Origin of the sequence: Rhodococcus sp. IEGM 1406, from assembly GCF_030056745.1 — a bacterium.
Taxonomy (GTDB): Bacteria; Actinomycetota; Actinomycetes; order Mycobacteriales; family Mycobacteriaceae; genus Rhodococcus_F; species Rhodococcus_F erythropolis.
The window spans coordinates 371,761-388,423 of the sequence record NZ_JASHKO010000001.1; the positions used below are offsets into that span (position 1 = coordinate 371,761).

The 16,663-nt window shown below is 62.3% G+C and carries 15 protein-coding genes; 8 read left to right on the plus strand and 7 right to left on the minus strand.

Translation table 11 applies throughout. From position 1 onward, the window contains the following. Nucleotides 1–8: 8 nt before the first annotated feature. Together scpC and QM596_RS01750 are read left to right on the plus strand one after the other, a co-directional pair. A complete protein-coding gene (gene scpC / locus QM596_RS01745; RefSeq protein WP_370627678.1) occupies nucleotides 9–1,586 on the plus strand; it encodes a succinyl-CoA:acetate CoA-transferase ScpC in 1,578 nt (525 codons plus the stop codon). A gap of 37 nt (nucleotides 1,587–1,623) precedes the next feature. Next, entirely contained in the window at nucleotides 1,624–2,835 is a 1,212-nt protein-coding gene (locus QM596_RS01750; RefSeq protein WP_283307925.1) for a PucR family transcriptional regulator, read from the plus strand. On the opposite strand, the gene QM596_RS01755 is transcribed toward QM596_RS01750, so the two are convergent. Further along, on the minus strand, nucleotides 2,836–3,663 hold the full coding sequence (locus tag QM596_RS01755) for an SDR family oxidoreductase (RefSeq protein ID WP_046379494.1): 828 nt from the start codon (nucleotides 3,661–3,663) through the stop codon (nucleotides 2,836–2,838). It abuts the gene before it with no gap. Nucleotides 3,664–3,834: 171 nt separating this feature from the next. On the opposite strand from QM596_RS01755, the gene QM596_RS01760 reads away from it, so the two are divergent. Continuing rightward, nucleotides 3,835–5,067: a PucR family transcriptional regulator gene (locus QM596_RS01760; protein WP_020971154.1), complete on the plus strand. Its 1,233-nt coding sequence runs from the start codon at nucleotides 3,835–3,837 to the stop codon at nucleotides 5,065–5,067. Between the two features lie 4 nt (nucleotides 5,068–5,071). Here QM596_RS01760 and QM596_RS01765 read toward each other — a convergent pair whose 3' ends face one another. Next, a complete protein-coding gene (locus QM596_RS01765; protein ID WP_046379493.1) occupies nucleotides 5,072–5,419 on the minus strand; it encodes a hypothetical protein in 348 nt (115 codons plus the stop codon). Between the two features lie 225 nt (nucleotides 5,420–5,644). On the opposite strand from QM596_RS01765, the gene QM596_RS01770 reads away from it, so the two are divergent. Continuing rightward, complete coding sequence (locus tag QM596_RS01770) at nucleotides 5,645–6,730, plus strand: TerC family protein (RefSeq protein ID WP_283307927.1); 1,086 nt, start codon at nucleotides 5,645–5,647, stop codon at nucleotides 6,728–6,730. A gap of 175 nt (nucleotides 6,731–6,905) precedes the next feature. Further along, nucleotides 6,906–7,835 (plus strand): alpha/beta hydrolase, encoded by a 930-nt coding sequence (locus QM596_RS01775; protein WP_283307928.1) that lies wholly within the window; start codon nucleotides 6,906–6,908, stop codon nucleotides 7,833–7,835. Here the strand turns inward: QM596_RS01775 and QM596_RS01780 are convergent. From QM596_RS01780 to QM596_RS01800, 5 genes are all read right to left on the minus strand, one after another. Continuing rightward, a complete protein-coding gene (locus tag QM596_RS01780) occupies nucleotides 7,818–8,489 on the minus strand; it encodes a Dabb family protein (RefSeq protein ID WP_283307929.1) in 672 nt (223 codons plus the stop codon). The two genes, QM596_RS01775 and QM596_RS01780, sit on opposite strands and share 18 nt — an antisense overlap. Continuing rightward, nucleotides 8,482–8,829, minus strand: coding sequence for a hypothetical protein (locus QM596_RS01785; protein ID WP_019745797.1), 348 nt, complete (start codon nucleotides 8,827–8,829; stop codon nucleotides 8,482–8,484). Before QM596_RS01785 ends, QM596_RS01780 begins: the two co-directional genes overlap by 8 nt. Before the next feature lie 45 nt (nucleotides 8,830–8,874). Beyond that, entirely contained in the window at nucleotides 8,875–10,392 is a 1,518-nt protein-coding gene (locus QM596_RS01790) for an MFS transporter (protein WP_283307930.1), read from the minus strand. A gap of 132 nt (nucleotides 10,393–10,524) precedes the next feature. Further along, nucleotides 10,525–11,988 (minus strand): benzaldehyde dehydrogenase, encoded by a 1,464-nt coding sequence (locus tag QM596_RS01795; protein ID WP_031330715.1) that lies wholly within the window; start codon nucleotides 11,986–11,988, stop codon nucleotides 10,525–10,527. Between the two features lie 92 nt (nucleotides 11,989–12,080). Next, nucleotides 12,081–12,971 carry a LysR family transcriptional regulator gene (locus tag QM596_RS01800; RefSeq protein WP_003943104.1) on the minus strand — a complete coding sequence of 297 codons (891 nt, stop codon included), beginning with the start codon at nucleotides 12,969–12,971 and terminating at the stop codon, nucleotides 12,081–12,083. A gap of 123 nt (nucleotides 12,972–13,094) precedes the next feature. Here QM596_RS01800 and QM596_RS01805 point away from each other — a divergent pair, with 123 nt between their 5' ends. The 3 genes from QM596_RS01805 (at nucleotide 13,095) to QM596_RS01815 (ending at nucleotide 16,581) form a co-directional block, all read left to right on the plus strand. Then, nucleotides 13,095–14,462: an NAD(P)/FAD-dependent oxidoreductase gene (locus QM596_RS01805; RefSeq protein ID WP_019745793.1), complete on the plus strand. Its 1,368-nt coding sequence runs from the start codon at nucleotides 13,095–13,097 to the stop codon at nucleotides 14,460–14,462. Between the two features lie 79 nt (nucleotides 14,463–14,541). Next, nucleotides 14,542–15,294: an IclR family transcriptional regulator gene (locus QM596_RS01810; RefSeq protein ID WP_029256531.1), complete on the plus strand. Its 753-nt coding sequence runs from the start codon at nucleotides 14,542–14,544 to the stop codon at nucleotides 15,292–15,294. 99 nt (nucleotides 15,295–15,393) lie between these two features. Continuing rightward, nucleotides 15,394–16,581, plus strand: coding sequence for a 4-hydroxybenzoate 3-monooxygenase (locus QM596_RS01815; protein WP_046379489.1), 1,188 nt, complete (start codon nucleotides 15,394–15,396; stop codon nucleotides 16,579–16,581). The last annotated feature ends 82 nt before the right edge of the window (nucleotides 16,582–16,663 follow it).

The window sequence follows — 16,663 nt, forward strand, 5'->3', positions numbered from 1 at the left end:
TTGCTCCGATGTGCCCTGTTTATCCTGGTGGCGTGAGTTCATCTTTCGGTGAGACCGGACACAAAGCCACCTCCAGCCGCATCCGCGCCACAGCCTTTGCGTCGAAGGTGATGGCCGCGTCCGACGCTGTGAAGTTCATTCACCCCGGCGACACGGTCTCGATCAGCGGTTTCGCAAGCGCCGGTACTCCCAAGGTGATCATTCCGGCACTGGCCGAGCGCATTCACCACACCCGCGGCAACGGATCGAACTTCACGATCAATCTCCTGACCGGTGCTTCGGTGTCCACCGAGACCGAAAGGCTGCTCGCCGAGGTCGACGGAATCGCGCTGCGTATGCCGTATCAGTCCGAGGCCACCGCGCGTCGCCGCATCAACGACGGTCGCATGGACTACGTCGACATCCATCTCTCCCACGTTGCTCAGCAGGTGTGGGAGGGCTACTACGGCAACGTCGACGTCGCGGTCGTCGAAGTCGCCGGTATCACCGAATCAGGTGAACTGATTCCCTCCGCGTCGATCGGCAACAACAAGACGTGGCTCGACGTCGCAGACAAGGTCATTCTCGAAGTCAACTCCTGGGTGCCCGAGGCGATGGAAGGCATCCACGACGTCTACTACGGCACCGCGTTGCCGCCGCATCGGAAGCCTCTCGAGATCACCCGCGTCGAAGACCGGATCGGCCAGACGACATTCCGAGTGGATCCCGCGAAGGTTGTGGCCGTTGTCGAGACGGACTGCCGAGACAGCGCGAGCCCTCTCACTGCACCCGACGCCGTCAGTGAGGCGATCGCCGGCCACGTCCTGGAATTCTTCGACTTCGAGGTGCGCGCCGGACGGATGCCGGCGGATACCTTGCTTCCGCTGCAGGCAGGCATCGGCAATGTTGCCAATGCGGTCCTCGGCGGTCTCGATCGGGGGCCGTACCGCGGCCTGACCTGCTACTCCGAGGTCATCCAGGACGGGATGCTCAAGCTGATCAAGGACGGAACCGTCGCGCATGCGTCGTCGACGGCTTTGGCGCTCACCGACGAGGGCATCGAAGAACTGACCGCGAACATCGACTTCTACCGCAACCACATCACGCTCCGTCCGCAGGAAATCAGCAACCACCCAGAGGTGGTGCGCAGACTCGGAATCATCGCCATGAACGGCATGCTCGAGGCCGACATCTACGGCAACGTGAACTCGACGCACGTCATGGGGACGAAGATCATGAACGGAATCGGCGGCTCGGGAGACTTCGCTCGTAACGGCTACGTGTCCATGTTCCTGAGCCCGTCGACGGCCCGCGGGGGTGAGATCTCGGCGATCGTTCCGATGGTTCCGCACGTCGACCACACCGAGCACGACACTCAGGTGTTGGTCACCGAGCAGGGGTTGGCCGATCTGCGCGGTCTGTCTCCGCGGCGACGCGCGCGCCTGATCGTCGACAACTGTGCTCACCCGGAGTTCCGGCCACTGCTCCGCGATTACATCGCTCGCGCCGACGCTCAGCCGGGCGCGGGGCAGACGCCGCACATCCTGGGCGAGGCATTCTCGTTCCATCAGCGGTACATCGACACGGGTTCGATGCGCCTTTCCTGACGCCGGGCAATTCCGCTGACAGTGAGAGAATGCGAGGGTGAGCCGAACCGGGGTACCTGACGACGCCATCCGCCGGGTTGCCGCGGCAGGGGCGGACGACGCCGGTGGCCTACCCGTCGAACTGCTGGGTGATTTCCTGGACGTGCTCAGTGTCGCCGTATGCGAGGGGAAGCCGTTGCAGCGTCGTCAGCTGCATCGTTTCCGCGCCCGTGGTGAAGAAGCGGCGCAGCAGGGTGTTGCCCTGCGAGCCTTGCTCGATCTGTATCTCTCCTCGGCTTGGCGCCTGTGGCGTGAGCTCCCCGCTGTTATTGCGGCACAATCGGATCCGACTGCCGTCGTCTCGGCCGGCGAAGTCATGCTCCGCGCCGTCGACGATGCCGTCGCCGAACTGGCCGAAGGATTCCAGTTGGCCAGGCGATCTCTGGTCCGCTCGCAGGTATCGGCACGCCGTGAGTTCGTCGACGACTTGTTGACCGGCGGAGCCGATGTCGTCGGATTGTTAGGTCGTGCTTCGGGATTCGGGCTCCATCTCAGCGGTCCGCATGCCGTCGCGGTCGTGACCGCGACGCGCGAGTTCACCGACGACAATCCCTTGGTGCGGGCCGTCGAACGTGCCGTGCTCGGCAGCAAGGGTGACGCCGACGCGTTGGTTGCCAGCAAGAGCGGCAAACTGGTCGTCGTTTTCGTGGCGCCGGACCGTGATGCCGTTGATCACGTGCTGGCGGGTATTCGGTCGGCTCTCGGACCGGGAACCGATGACGACGGGCGAGTTCAGTTGCAGCGGCGTGCTTTGGACGGCACCTGGCAGATCGCTGTCGGGCGCCCTCGCACCACCGCTTCGGGCGTCGTGGCGTCGTACCGGGAGGCGCTCGACGCACTGGACCTGGCGCAGCGCCTGTCGTTGACCGCACCGATCATCGATGCTCGTGACCTGCTGGTCTACCGCGTTCTGGTCAACGACAGGCCGGCGGTCACCGACCTGATCCACACCCTGCTCACGCCGCTGCTCGAGGCGCGTGGCGGCGCTGGGCCGATGATCGACACCCTGCTCGCGTACTTCTCCGCCGGCGGCAATACGGCAAAGACCGCCCGAGACCTGCATTTGTCGGTCCGGGCGGTCACGTACCGCTTGGACCGTATCCGTGAACTCACCGGCCAGAACGTCAACGACCCCAACGACAGCTTCGCGCTCCACGCTGCCGTGTTGGGCGCGAAGTTGCTCGACTGGCCGGCCACGGAGCTGGCCTGATCAGCTGGTGCGCGCCCGTTCCTCGTATGCAGCACGGGCCGCGGTGTCGACGTCGCCGAGAAACTGCGTCTCGACGCCGAACAGTCGGCTCAATGCCTCGTAAGGCCGTCGGGGTACGAAACCCTGTGCCTGGACAAGCAGTCCGGACACTCGCGTAATGCGCACGCGTGGTCGAGGTTTGGTGATCAAGCCGACGATTGCTTCGGCGATTTCCTCTGGCTGAACCTGACGGAAACCCTTCATTCCCGAAGTCCCGGAAGTGAGTTGGGTGTTGGTGAGCGTCGGCAGTACGGACGAGACGTTCACTCCGGTGCCACGAACTTCCTTGCGGACAGAATCGGTGAAGCCCAACACCGCATGCTTGGCGCCGCAGTACGTCGACAGACCGGGGCACGGGAGTTCGCCGGCAAGCGAAGCGATGTTGATGACGTGTCCACGTCCACGTGGAAGCATCCGTCGCAGTGCGAGTTTGGTTCCCGTGATCACGCCGAGGACGTCGATCTCGATGATGCGTCTGGTCACGGTGTCGTCCTCGTCGACGATCCGTCCGACCGGCATGATGCCCGCATTGTTGACCAGTACGTCGATCGGGCCGAGTTCACCTTCGACGGTGTCGAGGAAGTCGAAGAACGACGCGGGGTCGGTGACGTCGAGACGCCCGAACGTACGGATGCCCAAATCTTTTGCAGCCTGCGCGAGAGTGGCTTCGTCGATGTCGCCGATCGCGACCCTCGCGCCCAGGCTGATGAGCCGTTTCGCGGTGGCGTATCCGATGCCCCTGGCGCCACCGGTGATGACCACTACCTGACCGTCGAAAGGCTTGTTCATATCGCGAGCGTCTCCAAAAACTAGAGGGATGGGATTGCAGTGACGTAAATCTGCAGCGACGTGAAACTGCAGTGAGATGTGATTGTGGACCAGTTGAAGTTGGGTAGGTAGGGCTTGTTGGCCGAACCAAGGCGATAGATTTATGACTAAGTCACAATTCGGGGAGGCGTCATGGACACATCGGAGTTGGACGGTTGGATTGCGAATCTCGCACCCATCTATCTCCAGCCGGAGGTGATCGACGGTTTCGTCCAACGCATCGACGACGCCATTGCCGAGGCCAATCCCGAGGTAGCGGCTGATCGGGAGCTACGACGCGATGTGGATGCGAGCACCGCGGCGCAGCTCCGCGTCATCGTGGCGGCGATCGCGGGCGGTTCCCAGGAGGTCACGCCGCCGGCGGAGTCGGTTGCGCTTGCACTCACCGTCGCCCGGCGCGGTATGGATCTTCGGGTCCTGCTCAAGATCTACGGCGCCGGACGCCTCGCGATGCTGGGTTTCGTCGACGAGTCGATAGAAGCACTCCCGATAGGTCCGGAACTCAAACGCGCACTTCTGGTTCGAGTGTGGGGTTCGGCGATGAGATGGCTGGAAGTGACCACCGAATTGTTGGTCGCGACGTACGCGAAGGAGCGGGAGAGCTTGGCGCGCGGCGCTTTTGCGCGTCGGTCCGAGACGGTGCACGCGATTGTCGCGGGCGAAGCCCTTCACTCCGACGAAGCGTCCCGGATCCTGGACTATCCGATGCGGCGCCACCACACGGCGTTTGTTCTCTGGACGGACGACACCGACCCGGCTGCAGACGTATTGGCGCGGTTGGACTCGTACGCCCGTACCTTTGTGGACGAGTCCAATGGCGAGCGTGTTCTGACTTTGCCTTCGGGCGCGCGTGAGCTGTGGTCGTGGGTCGCGCATTTCGACGGCCAGGAGTGGGCGTCACATGTTGATGCCCGGCATTCGGATCTTCGCGTTGCAGTGGGAGCGAGCGGTTACGGAATGGAAGGATTCGCTCGCAGTCATCGCGAGGCGCTCGCCGCGCAGCGCGTGGCGGTCCGTTCCGGGGGCTCGCCGGGTATCACCGTCTACGAGGATGTTCAGGTTCCCTGTCTGCTCACCGAAGATCTGGGCGAACTGCGTGAGTTGGTGGCTCGGGAACTGAAAGGCCTGGCCGGCGCGGACGGCGTCACGACGCGCATCCGTGACACCGTCCGGGTCTACTACGAGAACAACTGCACCGCGGCCGCTACTGCCGCAGCCCTCGGCCTGCACAAGAACACCGTGCGGTATCGACTCGATCAGGCCGAAAAGCTACTGGGTCGCAGCGTCGACCAGCGTCGGCTGCCGACGGAGTTGGCCCTCATCGCACTGGAGAGCTACGGAGCCACCATCGCGCCGGCGCCGTGATTCGCTACTGCATGTCATCGAGTCCGGGGAGCGAGTAGCCGGAGTTGTCATCCCAATCTGCGGGGGTGTCGTCGAGTGAAACGTCCCAGTCGGCGTCGGGCACCGCTCGCCGGAGTTCGGTCAGTGCGTTGAACCAGTAGACGAGTGACGGAATCACCTCGGTCGGATCGCTCGAGATCTTGGTCGAGCCGTTGAACAGAGTGTTGGGGATATCCGACGGGTAGAGGTCCAGGACCTCGTAGTCGAACGGAAATTCGTCGTTGTGGACGGCGATGAGTCGGTCGACTTCGGCCTTCTCGTCGTCGGTCAGCGGTGTGGAGCGGACGGCGGAGTAGTACAACGAGGTGCTCATGTTTGCCAGGCTAGAACAAGTTGCCTTCCAACGGCGGTTTCGGATGCAACACCTTTAGATTGCATGATCTCGGCAACTTTAGATACAAAAGTCGTCGATATTTCGACAGGGATGGATAGAAGTCGGCAAGGAACACTGGAGAAGACGGCGAGACGGCCGTCCGAACCCAGTGAAGGAGCTCCCCGTGACCGCAGTCATCAGTGCCATTCGGGTAGGTGGTCAGCGATGAACGTTCCCATGTGGGCGTGGGCCGCGTTCGCCGCAGTCATCGTCGTCATGTTGCTCATCGACTTGCTCGCCCACCGCGGCGCGCATGTCATCGGCTTCAAGGAAGCGGCCTGGTGGAGTGCACTCTGGGTCGGTTTGTCTCTCGTGTTCGCGGTGGTTGTCACCCTGACCTTGGGGGTGAACTCGGGCGTCGAATTCACAACAGCCTGGCTGTTGGAGAAGAGCCTCTCGGTCGACAACCTCTTCGTGTTCGCCCTGATCTTCGGTTACTTCAAGGTGCCCCGTGAGTACCAGCACCGTGTGCTGTTCTTCGGTGTCATCGGCGCCCTGATCTTCCGCGGAATCTTCCTCGCTGCCGGCGTTGCCGTGGTCAGCAAGTTCACGGCCGTCCTGTTCGTCTTCGCCGCCATCCTGCTCTACAGCGCTTACAAGCTGCTCAAGGACGACGACGAGAGCTTCAATCCGGGTACGTCGCTGGCAGTTCGCCTGCTGCGCAAGATCATGCCGGTTCGCGAGGAATACGCGGGAACCAAGTTCTTCGTCAAGGAAGCCGGAAAGCGCGTCGCAACACCGCTGTTCGCCGTCGTCGTCGCCATCGAAGCCGCCGACCTCGTGTTCGCAGTCGACAGCGTCCCGGCAGTCCTGGCAGTGAGCGACGACCCGTTCATCGTGTACTCCAGTAACGCGTTTGCGATCCTGGGTCTGCGTGCCCTGTACTTCCTGCTCTCGGGTCTGCTCGAGAAGTTCCACTACCTCTCCAAGGGTCTGTCGATCATCCTCGCCTTCATCGGCGTGAAGCTGATCATGCAGGCCAGCCACAAGGTGATCAGCACGTCGATCCCCGAGATCCCCTCGCTGGTCAGCCTCGCGGTGATCATCGTGGTCTTGGCAGGCTCGATCATCCTGAGCCTCAAGAAACCGCTACCGCAAGAGCCTGAGGCCGAAGAGGTTGCGTCCGGTGATGCACCGGTCGACCTCGAGAAGACAGGCCCGAATGGGGGCGTCGAGTCTTCCGACATCGCGCTTGCTGCCGGCGAGCACGACGACGATGACGACAAGGTGGATGCTCGCAGTAGGAGCTGACGCCTGATCGGCTGAACTAATCGAAAAGGGAGACCACACAACGAGGTGTGGTCTCCCTTTTCGTTTCTCACGACTTCTCGTAACCAAACAGACCACTGATCGGGAAGGTGTGTTCTCACTCGGCCGCGCGCGATCTACCTTGGCGGATGCCCGACGTCCGAGATCAGGAGTGCACATGACAATTCACGCGGAAGTCATCACCATGCTGGCCACGCTCAACGCCGCATTTCCGGATGTCACCAGCTTCGAGCCGTCGGAGTTACGTGCTCTGCTTCGGAATCGACGCGCCCCGTTGGAGCGGCTTCCCGATTTGCGTACGGTCGAAGACCTCGCAATCGAGGGCCCCGGTGGAGATCTGGCGATCCGCGTCTACCGCCCGCACACTTCCTCCGACGCCATACCGCTGGTCGTCTTCGCTCATGGCGGAGGCTTCGTGTTCTGTGACCTGGACAGCCACGACGAATTCTGCCGGTCCATGGCGGAAGGGGTTGGCGCCGTCGTCGTCTCCGTCGATTATCGTCTGGCCCCTGAGCACCCCGCGCCGGCAGCACACGACGACGTCTACGCCGCATTGGAGTGGGCGGCGAAACACGCGGCACAGTACGGCGCAGACCCGAGCAAGATAGTCCTTGCCGGCGACAGCGCGGGCGGCAATCTTGCTGCGACAGTTGCCATCGCCGCCCGCGATCGTAGGGGGCCGGCGGTTGCGGCGCAGGTTCTCATCTATCCGGTGATCGACGACGATTTCGACACCGAGTCCTACCGTCTCTACGGTACCGACCACTACAACACGACCACGGCCATGAAGTGGTACTGGGACCAATATGCTCCCGAACGCCGAGATGACGTGCGGGTGATACCTACTCGGGCAAAGTCGTTCGCCGATCTTCCCGCGGCCGTTGTCGTGACAGCCGAGCTGGATCCGCCGTGCTCGTCCGGTGACGAGTACGCGAAACTGCTTGCCTCGGCCGGCGTCCCCGTGCAGCATCATCGCTTCGACGGGTTGTTTCACGGGTTCCTCACGATTCCGTCATTGTCGCTCACAGAGCCGGCACGCCAGAAAGTTTGGGCGATGATCCGCGAGGTATCAGCCGCCGCTCGATAGGATCTCGTCGCCCAGTTCGCCGAAGGTATGGCAGATTCTTTCCCGCACAATGACTTCGGTGCATTCGGGATCGAACCATCGATCAACGACGCCCCAGTGGATCGGATGATCGAGGTATTGGGTCTGCAGTGATTCGAGGTCGGTGAACTCCTGCTCCCACACATGGGTCCACGGTGCTTCGTCACGTGCAGGTGTTGCGCCGGTCGCCGCACTCACCCGACTGAGTCGCCAGGCAGCGATCGAGGAGATATGCCCGGGCATCTTCAGCAGGTCACTTTCGAACTGTTCGATTTCGTCCTCGGAGGTAGTGTGTTCAACGCGAATCAGCAATGCTCGGTACACCCCGTTCGGGCCGGTGGCGCGCGAGCGACCCTCGGTTCCGGAAACGTACTCGGCGCCGTGAAAGCATTCGATGGCATCGTGGTGAAGTTCGGCGTCGACGGAATCGCTAACGGCCCGCCACGCGGCTTCATTCGCGAACTGAAGATAAGCGATCAGATCTCCGCCGTTGATGGCGCCGGGCAGAGTAGCGGTGACGAGATGGCGAACTGCGCCCGACGATTCTGCCACTGCTGCAATGGTGTTCACCGCATTCGCCCAGCCGTCCGAGTCCGGGCTGTCGGCAGCAAAAACAACCCTCGTGACGTTATACATCGGCCAGTGCCTCGACGTCGTCGGCAGCAGCCGCCATGGTGCGGCTACGTTCGCAGATGAGTGGTTCCATGGCATCCCACCACTGCCGAAGCGTGGTGTCGCCGCGACTCAGACGAGTCATGGCCCACCAACCGGAGGCTCCGTCGACGGTCCACGTGATAGTCACGACGTTCGGTTCGTACTCGGACCACAACGGCGGACTGACAAGTATGTTGTCGAGGGTCAGGCTGCGTCGCCGGGCGTTCGGCAGGTAGCCGGCACGCCATTCGTCGACGAACTTCTGCCCGCATCCGGGATTCGTGACGATCCGGTCGATCACGTAGAGAGTCTCACCTGCCATGTGCGCAGGCTACGTTCCGTCTAAGTCTCTGCGGTACTACCGATCTCACGCAGCGGGAGGTTGTTCGGAAGCGGAAGGGGAGTGCGCCGGTCGCAGCCCCAGCCACCCCACCAGTCCCACCAGAACGAAGGCAACGCCCGCGGTCGCGAACGTGACGGTGAAGGCAGATTCGCTTGGCATCGCCGGAACCCCTTCGGGGAGGTTCGCGATTGTCATCGACGCCAGAATCGTTGTCACTACTGCGCTGCCGATGGCGCTGCCGGTGGAACGTGAGATCGAGTTGATGCCGTTGGCGATGCCGCTCTGATGATGCGGGACGTTGGACATGATGATGGCGGGCATGGCTGCATAGCCGAGGCTCAGGGCGGCGCCGATCACCATGCCCGCACCGATGACCGACGCGGTGTGGGTGTGGTCGAACGCGAGCCACGCAAACGGCACCGCGCCCAGGATCGCAGTGAGTCCCAGAACGAATCGCGGCCCACGCAGCCTGATGAGACGACCGCCGATCGGGGCGGCGATCAGCGAAACTATCGCGCCAGGCAGCAGGAATTCGACCGACGCACGCAGAATGCTCGCGTCGAAGCCGTATCCGGTGAGATCGCGGGGAAGTTGTGCGAGATACGAGATCCCGAGGAAGTTCGCGAACATGCCGAAGCCCACCACGACGCCGGCAAGATTTGCCATCATCACCGGGCGGTGGACGAACATCCGCATGTCGACAAGCGGCTCGTCGACGATCTTCTCGATCCACACCCAGACTGCGAACATCACGATCGAGGCCACAAAAACACCGACGGTCAAGGGCGACAACCACCCCCATTGGTGGCCTTGAGAAATCGCCAGAAGAAGCAGAAGTAGTGCCCCGCCCAGACTTAGCGCACCGATGAGGTCCACGCGCCCACCGCTTTTGTGCGTGGTGGGCGGGACCAGCGTGGCGACGGCAATCAAGGCCAGCACTGCGAATCCGGTGGCCATCCAGAAGGCGTTGCGGTAGTCGGCATCCGGAGCCGATGTGAGCAGACCGGTGGCCACGAGGGCGAGACCGCTGCCGAACGCGAGAGTTCCGCTGACCAGGGCCATGGCGCCGGGAAGCTTCTGTGGTCGTATCTCTTCGCGCAAGACCGAGAGTGCGAGAGGGAAGATCGCGGTGGCTGTTCCCTGGAGTACACGGCCGAGGATCAGCAGTGGCAGATTGTGCGCCAATGCCGCGACAATCGAACCGATCACCATGACGACGAGGACGCCGACCAAGGTGCGCTTCTTGCCGTGCTGATCGCCGTAGCGTCCCAGCAGGGGAGTGAAGACGGCAGCGGAAAGCAGGGTCGCCGTCGTCACCCAACTGACGCCGGCGGACGAGGCTCCGAGGTCGGACTGAATCCGTCCCAGGATCGGAACCGGCAGCGTCTGCATCATCGAGACGATCATCGCTGCCAGGCTCAAAGCGCCGATGATCACGGCCTCCCGGCGCGGCGATCTTGCTACGGACTGGTCCGGGGAATCGGTGGCAGTTGGCGTAGCGCTGGGGCTCGCGGCACTGCTCGTCGTAACTGTGTTCGTCAACGGGTCCTTCTCGGGAACAACAAGAGAAAATGCTTAATGTGGCGAAGTAATTTTCTCTGGATGGTAAGTCCGCGAGATCGATCCCGTCAATGCTGGTCAGCGACCGAGTGGGACATGCCCTGTGAATTCGTTCTAGAAGGGGTATACCGGGAGTGCACTTTGCGCCGTCACCCATTGTGTTTCCGTGAAGGCATCGAGGTTTGCACCGATACCGCCGACACGGCCGCCGTTACCCGAAGACGCCATGCCGCCGAACGGGATGACGGCTTCGTCGCCGACCGTCTGATCGTTGATGTGGACCAGGCCGGTGGGAATCTGTTGGGCGAGTTCGAGTCCGCGCATCGCGTCGGAGGTCAGAATGCCCAGCGACAATCCGTACTCGGAATCGTTGGCTATGGCGACGGCTTGTTCGACGGTGGCGAAGGAGGTCACCGGTGCGACCGGCCCGAAGACCTCGTCGGCGAAGGCAGGCGCGGTGAGTGGGGTGTCGGCTAGCACGGTGGGCCGGTAGAAGAGATCCTCGTAGGTGCCGCCGGCAGCCAGTTTTGCTCCGGCCGCAATGCTTCCGTTGACCAGAGAGTGGATGTGGTCGCGTTGTTTGGCGTCGATGATGGGTCCGAGTGCGACCTGACCGGTGAACGGGTCGCCTACCGGAAGCTTGTCGGCGTGTTCGGCAAGGAGTGCGGTGTAGTCGGCGGCGATACTTTCGTGGACCAGTTGGCGGCCGGTGGTCATGCAGATCTGTCCCTGGTGCATGAACGATCCGAAAGCGCCGACAGATGCGGCCTTTTCGAGGTCGACGTCATCCATGACGATCAGTGCATTGTTGCCGCCGAGTTCAAGATGAGCGCGCTTGAGATGGCGGCCCGCCAGTTCGCCGACCGCGCGTCCAGCTCGGGTCGACCCGGTGAATGCGATGACGCGAACGCTCGGATGAACCACGATTGCCTCACCGGCGTCAGCGCCGCCCGGCAGCATGCTGAACACTCCGGCGGGCAAGCCTGCTTCTTCGAAGATGCGAGCGAGAACCACACCGCCGCAGATCGCCGTGCGCGGGTCAGGCTTGAGGATCACCGAATTGCCCAGCGCCAGTGCGGGAGCGACTGCACGGATCGACAAAATGATGGGGAAGTTGAACGGCGCGATGACGCCGACGGTTCCGACGGGTACGCGACGAGAGAAGCTCAGCCGAGGTTGCTCCGAGCGCAGAACCTCGCCGACAGGGTGCGCGGCCAAAGCTGCTGCGTTGTAGCACTCTTCGGCAGCGGTATGGGTTTCCAGCCCGGCCTTGGCCGGGATGCTGCCGGCCTCGCGGATTACCCATTCGCCGATTTCGTCGGCGTACTGCTCGAACAGTTGACCGGCGCGGCGTAGAACGGCGGCTCGTTCAGTGTATGGCCTTGCCGCCCAATTCTTCTGAGCTGCAGTAGCTTTTGTTGCAGCGGCCGCCACGTCGTCGGGTGTTGCCATGCCGACCGTCGTCAACTGCTTGCCGGTGGCCGGCTCGACGACAATACGATCGTCGGCGCTACCGCGAACCCATTCGCCGTCGAAGATCTTCGATTCCCACACAGGTTCGCTCAGCAAACGCGTCATGGCCGCTCCTCGGTAAAGGGATGCAACCGCGCGCCGCATCACATGGTTGCCCACCACGTTGCTCTGTGAGGGGGTCGATCGCCATCACACTTTCACTCAGTGAAAGACGGATTCATGGCGTCCTTGAGTGCTTGGATCAGATCGGCGAACTCGGTGGAGTGGGTAGCGCCGCTGCGGGTCACACCCGAGACGGGAATGCGCAAGCGGCCGTGCGATTCTCGCATGAAGCTGATTCCAGCGCGTGGAGATTCGCCTGCGGTGATCGAATAGAGCAGGGTCCAGGCGCGCGGGTTGGTGATCACGTCCAGCGTGGCTGTGTGATCGCTCGGAATTGCGGGGCCCAGTTGGACGCGTCGATCGATCTCGCGGAATGCGTCCTCGACCACCTTGTGAATGAGCACCTGACTTTGGCGCGGCGGCAGGAGCAGGGGATATGCGGCCAGATCATTGAGGTCGACGCTTTGCTGGCCGGCTAGGGGGTGACGGCTCGACATGACGACCAGCAGATCTTCGACGCCGAGGTCCAAGGGTTCGAGTCCGGGGCGGTCGACGCCGCCGCGAATCAGGGCGATGTCCGCGTCACCGGAGGCCACAGCATCCATGCGGTGGGCAAAGCTCTTGATGACGAACTCGACGTCCAGGTCCGGATGAAGTTCGCGCACGTGTGCGATGGCGTCCAGCGTCTGAGCGGCAAAGCTCATGTTTCCGGTGATTCGGATCCGGGCTCTCGGGTCTCGTGCGACGGAGTACGCCATCGTTTCGAGACTGAGGACTTGCTGCGCGATGGGCACCAGTCGCGATCCTGCCGGGGCCAGGCGAACCGCCCGGGTCGAGCGCTCGAAGAGTGTCGCCCCGAGCTCCTTCTCCAGTCGTGCGACCTGATGGCTGATCGCCGACTGCGAGATGAAGCAGCGTTCGGCGGCGCGACTGAAGCTCAGTTCCTCGCTCACGACGAGAAAGTACTTGAGTTGGCGGAAGTCCATGAGGACAGCTTACTTATGAGCAATCGAGATAACAGTCTTGCGAATACTCCAGCTAGCTGGACCCGACCCATGATCAGTCCATACCGTAATAGTCATACTTTCAATTTGGTTGAGGAGTTCGTTGTGGATAGAACAGCTGCGGGTCGCGCCGACATCGACGCGACTGGACACGAGAAGACTCAGGTTGTGATCGTCGGTTCGGGATTCGGAGCCCTCGCCGCGGCCAAGACCCTCGCGAAGTCCAAGACGCCGTTCGTTCTCATCTCCGCCACCACCGAGCACCTCTTCCAGCCGTTGCTCTACCAGGTGGCGACGGGTGTCCTGTCGGCCGGCGAAGTTGCTCCGCCCATCCGCACGATCCTGCAGAAGTACCCCAACGCCGACGTCCGCCTCGGCCGCGTCGTCGAGGTCAACGCCGAAGAGAACACCGTCGTCTACGAAGCCTCGGGCACCCGCCACACGCTCGGGTACCGCTCGCTCATCGCAGCCACCGGTGCCACGCAGGCGTACTTCGGGCATGACGAGTTCGAAAAGGTCACCTACAAGCTCAAGACCGTCGAGGACGCCGAGGTACTGCGTAAGCAGATCCTGCGTTGCTTCGAGGAAGCGCACACCACCAACGACGCGCTGGTTCGCCGTAACCTGCTCAGCTTCGTTGTCGTGGGCGCCGGCGCGACCGGCGTCGAGCTCGCCGGACAGATCAAGGAACTGGCGCGTCGCTACTTTGCGAAGGCCATCAACAACATCAGTGCCGACGAGGTCACGGTCACCATGGTCGAGGGCGCCGGCGTTGCGCTTCCGGCCTTCGGCGGCAAGCTCAGTGAGTACACGCAGGCCTCGCTCGAGAAGTCGGGTGTCGAGGTAGTCCTCAACACCATGGTCACCGCCATCGACGAGCACGGTGTCACCGTTTCTTCGGCAAAGACCAAGGAAGAGAAGCGCATCGACGCCGAGACCGTCATCTGGTCGGCCGGTGTACGCGCCAACGACTTCGCCGCAGTGCTCGGCGAGGCAACCGGTTGTGAGAGTGACCGCGCAGGTCGTCTGCTCATCAATCCGGACTTGACCGTCGGCGGGTTCGCCAACGTCTTTGCCATCGGCGACATGACTTCGCTGAACGGTCTGCCGGGTCAGTCGCCCGTTGCGATGCAGGGTGGCCGTCACGCAGCGAAGACTGTGAACGGAAAGGTCAAGGCCGGAACGCCTTTCAAGTACTTCGACAAGGGCAGCATGTCGATCATCAGCCGATTCAGCGCTGTATGTCGCGTCCGCAAGGTCGAGTTCAAGGGCACGATCGCCTGGTTCATGTGGCTGGCCGTGCACGTGATGTATCTGGTGGGCTTCCGCAACCGGTACGTCGCTGTGATGTCGTGGTTCGGTTCGTTCATCGGTCACCGTCGTCCGCACTTCCACTACGCGCAGGAACCGATGAAGATCGAGGCCGCGCCGCCGGTGACCGAACGCGAACCGGAATTGGCGCACTCCGCGTAGCTCCGCACCGCCTGAACACGTTTCGCCTGATGCCAGTCACAGTGGATTCTTAGTGGCACTGCCCTGTCACACTGTGTGAATGGCATCAGGCGACCGTTCGTTGATCGGCCGGGCATTTATCGTGCTCGGTGCCTTCGACGCGAAATCGCCGCGGTTGACGCAGTCGGAGATCAGTCGTCGCAGCGGTTTACCTCTGCCCACCGTTCATCGGCTGTGTGGGCAGTTGGTGGCCGAGGGCGCACTCGAGCGTCGGAGTGACGGCAAGTACCAGGTCGGAGTGCGGTTGTGGGAGATCGGCGCTCTTGCTCCAGGGGCGCACGGGCTCAGACAGGTGGCGTTGCCGTTTCTCGAGGACCTGTATGAGGTCACCCGGGAGAACGTGCAGTTGGTCGTTCGTGAGGGTACCGAGGCTCTGTACCTCGAGCGCTTGTCCTCGCGTAGCGCTGTCACCGTTGTCGGTCGCGCCGGGGGAAGATTGCCGTTGCATGCGTCCAGCGGTGGACTGATTCTCCTCGCACACGGCGGAACCGAACTTCTCGACGACGTCCTCCATGCCGGTCTCGAGTCGTTCACTCCCAAAACCATTACGTCCGAGCGGATTTTGCGAGCAACTCTCGACGAGATCAGACGCACCGGATTTGTCGTCTGCCGTGAGTATCTGAACGTCGGAACCCTTGCCGTCGCCGCTCCGGTCCGCGAAGCCGGCGGCAATGTCGTCGCAGCGGTCTCGACAGTTGTTCCGGTGGAGCAGGATCCGGCTCCATTGCTGCCGGCCTTGGTCGCGGCCGCCCGTGGAATTTCACGCGGGCTTGGTGGCGGTGGACTTGGATAGCTCGTATTCGGTCTTTCACTGAGTGAAATTACAGCTGTTCAGGGGAGTGATCGTGGTCGATGGTGGTCTCAATCGTCACTCACCTCAGGAGTTCTCTGTATGTCTTCTTCGCGCACCCAGGTCGGAATCGTCGGTGGTGGTCCCGCCGGGTTGATGCTCTCGCATCTGTTGCATCTGAAGGGAATCGATTCGGTAGTCCTGGAATGTCGCACCCGTGAAGAGGTAGAAGGCACCATTCGTGCCGGCGTGCTCGAACAGAACACGGTTGATCTCATGGTCGAGACCGGACTCGGTGATCGACTGAAGCGGGAGGGCCTCGAACATCACGGAATCGAGCTGCGATTCGGCGGGCGAGGGCACCGAATTGCGTTCGACGAATTGACCGACGGGCGCGCCGTCACGGTGTATCCGCAGCACGAGGTGCTCAAGGATCTGATCGCGCGACGTCTCGCTGACGGCGGGGACATTCGGTTCGGAGTGTCCGACGCGAAAGTGCACGATCACGAGTCGGATCGCCCGAGCATCACTTTTGTCGACTCGGACGGAAACGACCAGAAGCTCGAGTGCGCCCTGGTGGCCGGTTGCGACGGATCACGTACGCAAACGCGAAAGCTGATTCCCGAACCGTCGATCCGAACGGATCATTTCCGCCAGTATCCCTTCGCGTGGTTCGGCATCCTGGCCGAGGCTCCGCCGTCATCGGAAGAATTGATCTACGCCAACCATGAGCGTGGGTTTGCACTGATCAGCACGCGGACCCCCGAGGTGCAGCGTCATTATCTTCAGGTCGATCCGGACGACTCCGTGGACAACTGGTCCGACGATAGAATCTGGGACGAGCTGCACATGCGCGTCGACGGCGACGGAGCAGAGATCAAGGACGGCAGGATCTTTCAGAAATCGATCCTTCAGTTCCGCAGCTTCGTTTGTGAACCGATGCAGCACGGCAACCTGTTTCTTGCCGGCGATGCGGCGCACACCGTGCCGCCGACCGGTGCGAAGGGTATGAATCTCGCGATCGCCGACGTCTACGCTCTGGCGAAGGCAATGGACAGTTTCTTCACCTCGTCCGACCGAAAGATGTTGGACGGGTACACCGAAACGGTGCTGCCGCGTGTGTGGCGGACGCAGCACTTCTCGTGGTGGATGTCGTCGATGCTCCATCGCTTGCCAGACGACAGCGGTTTCGGGCATCGCCGTCAACTGGCCGAGTTGGACATGGTCACGCGTTCGGTCGCCGGACGAACGCTGATCGCCGAGAACTACGTCGGAACGCCCTTGATCTAGAGAGCTGTCGCAGATTTTGCGGTGCGTAATCAGTGGAGCGGGGTGCCTTGATGGTGTACCAGTTGCCATCCGATCGGGGCGC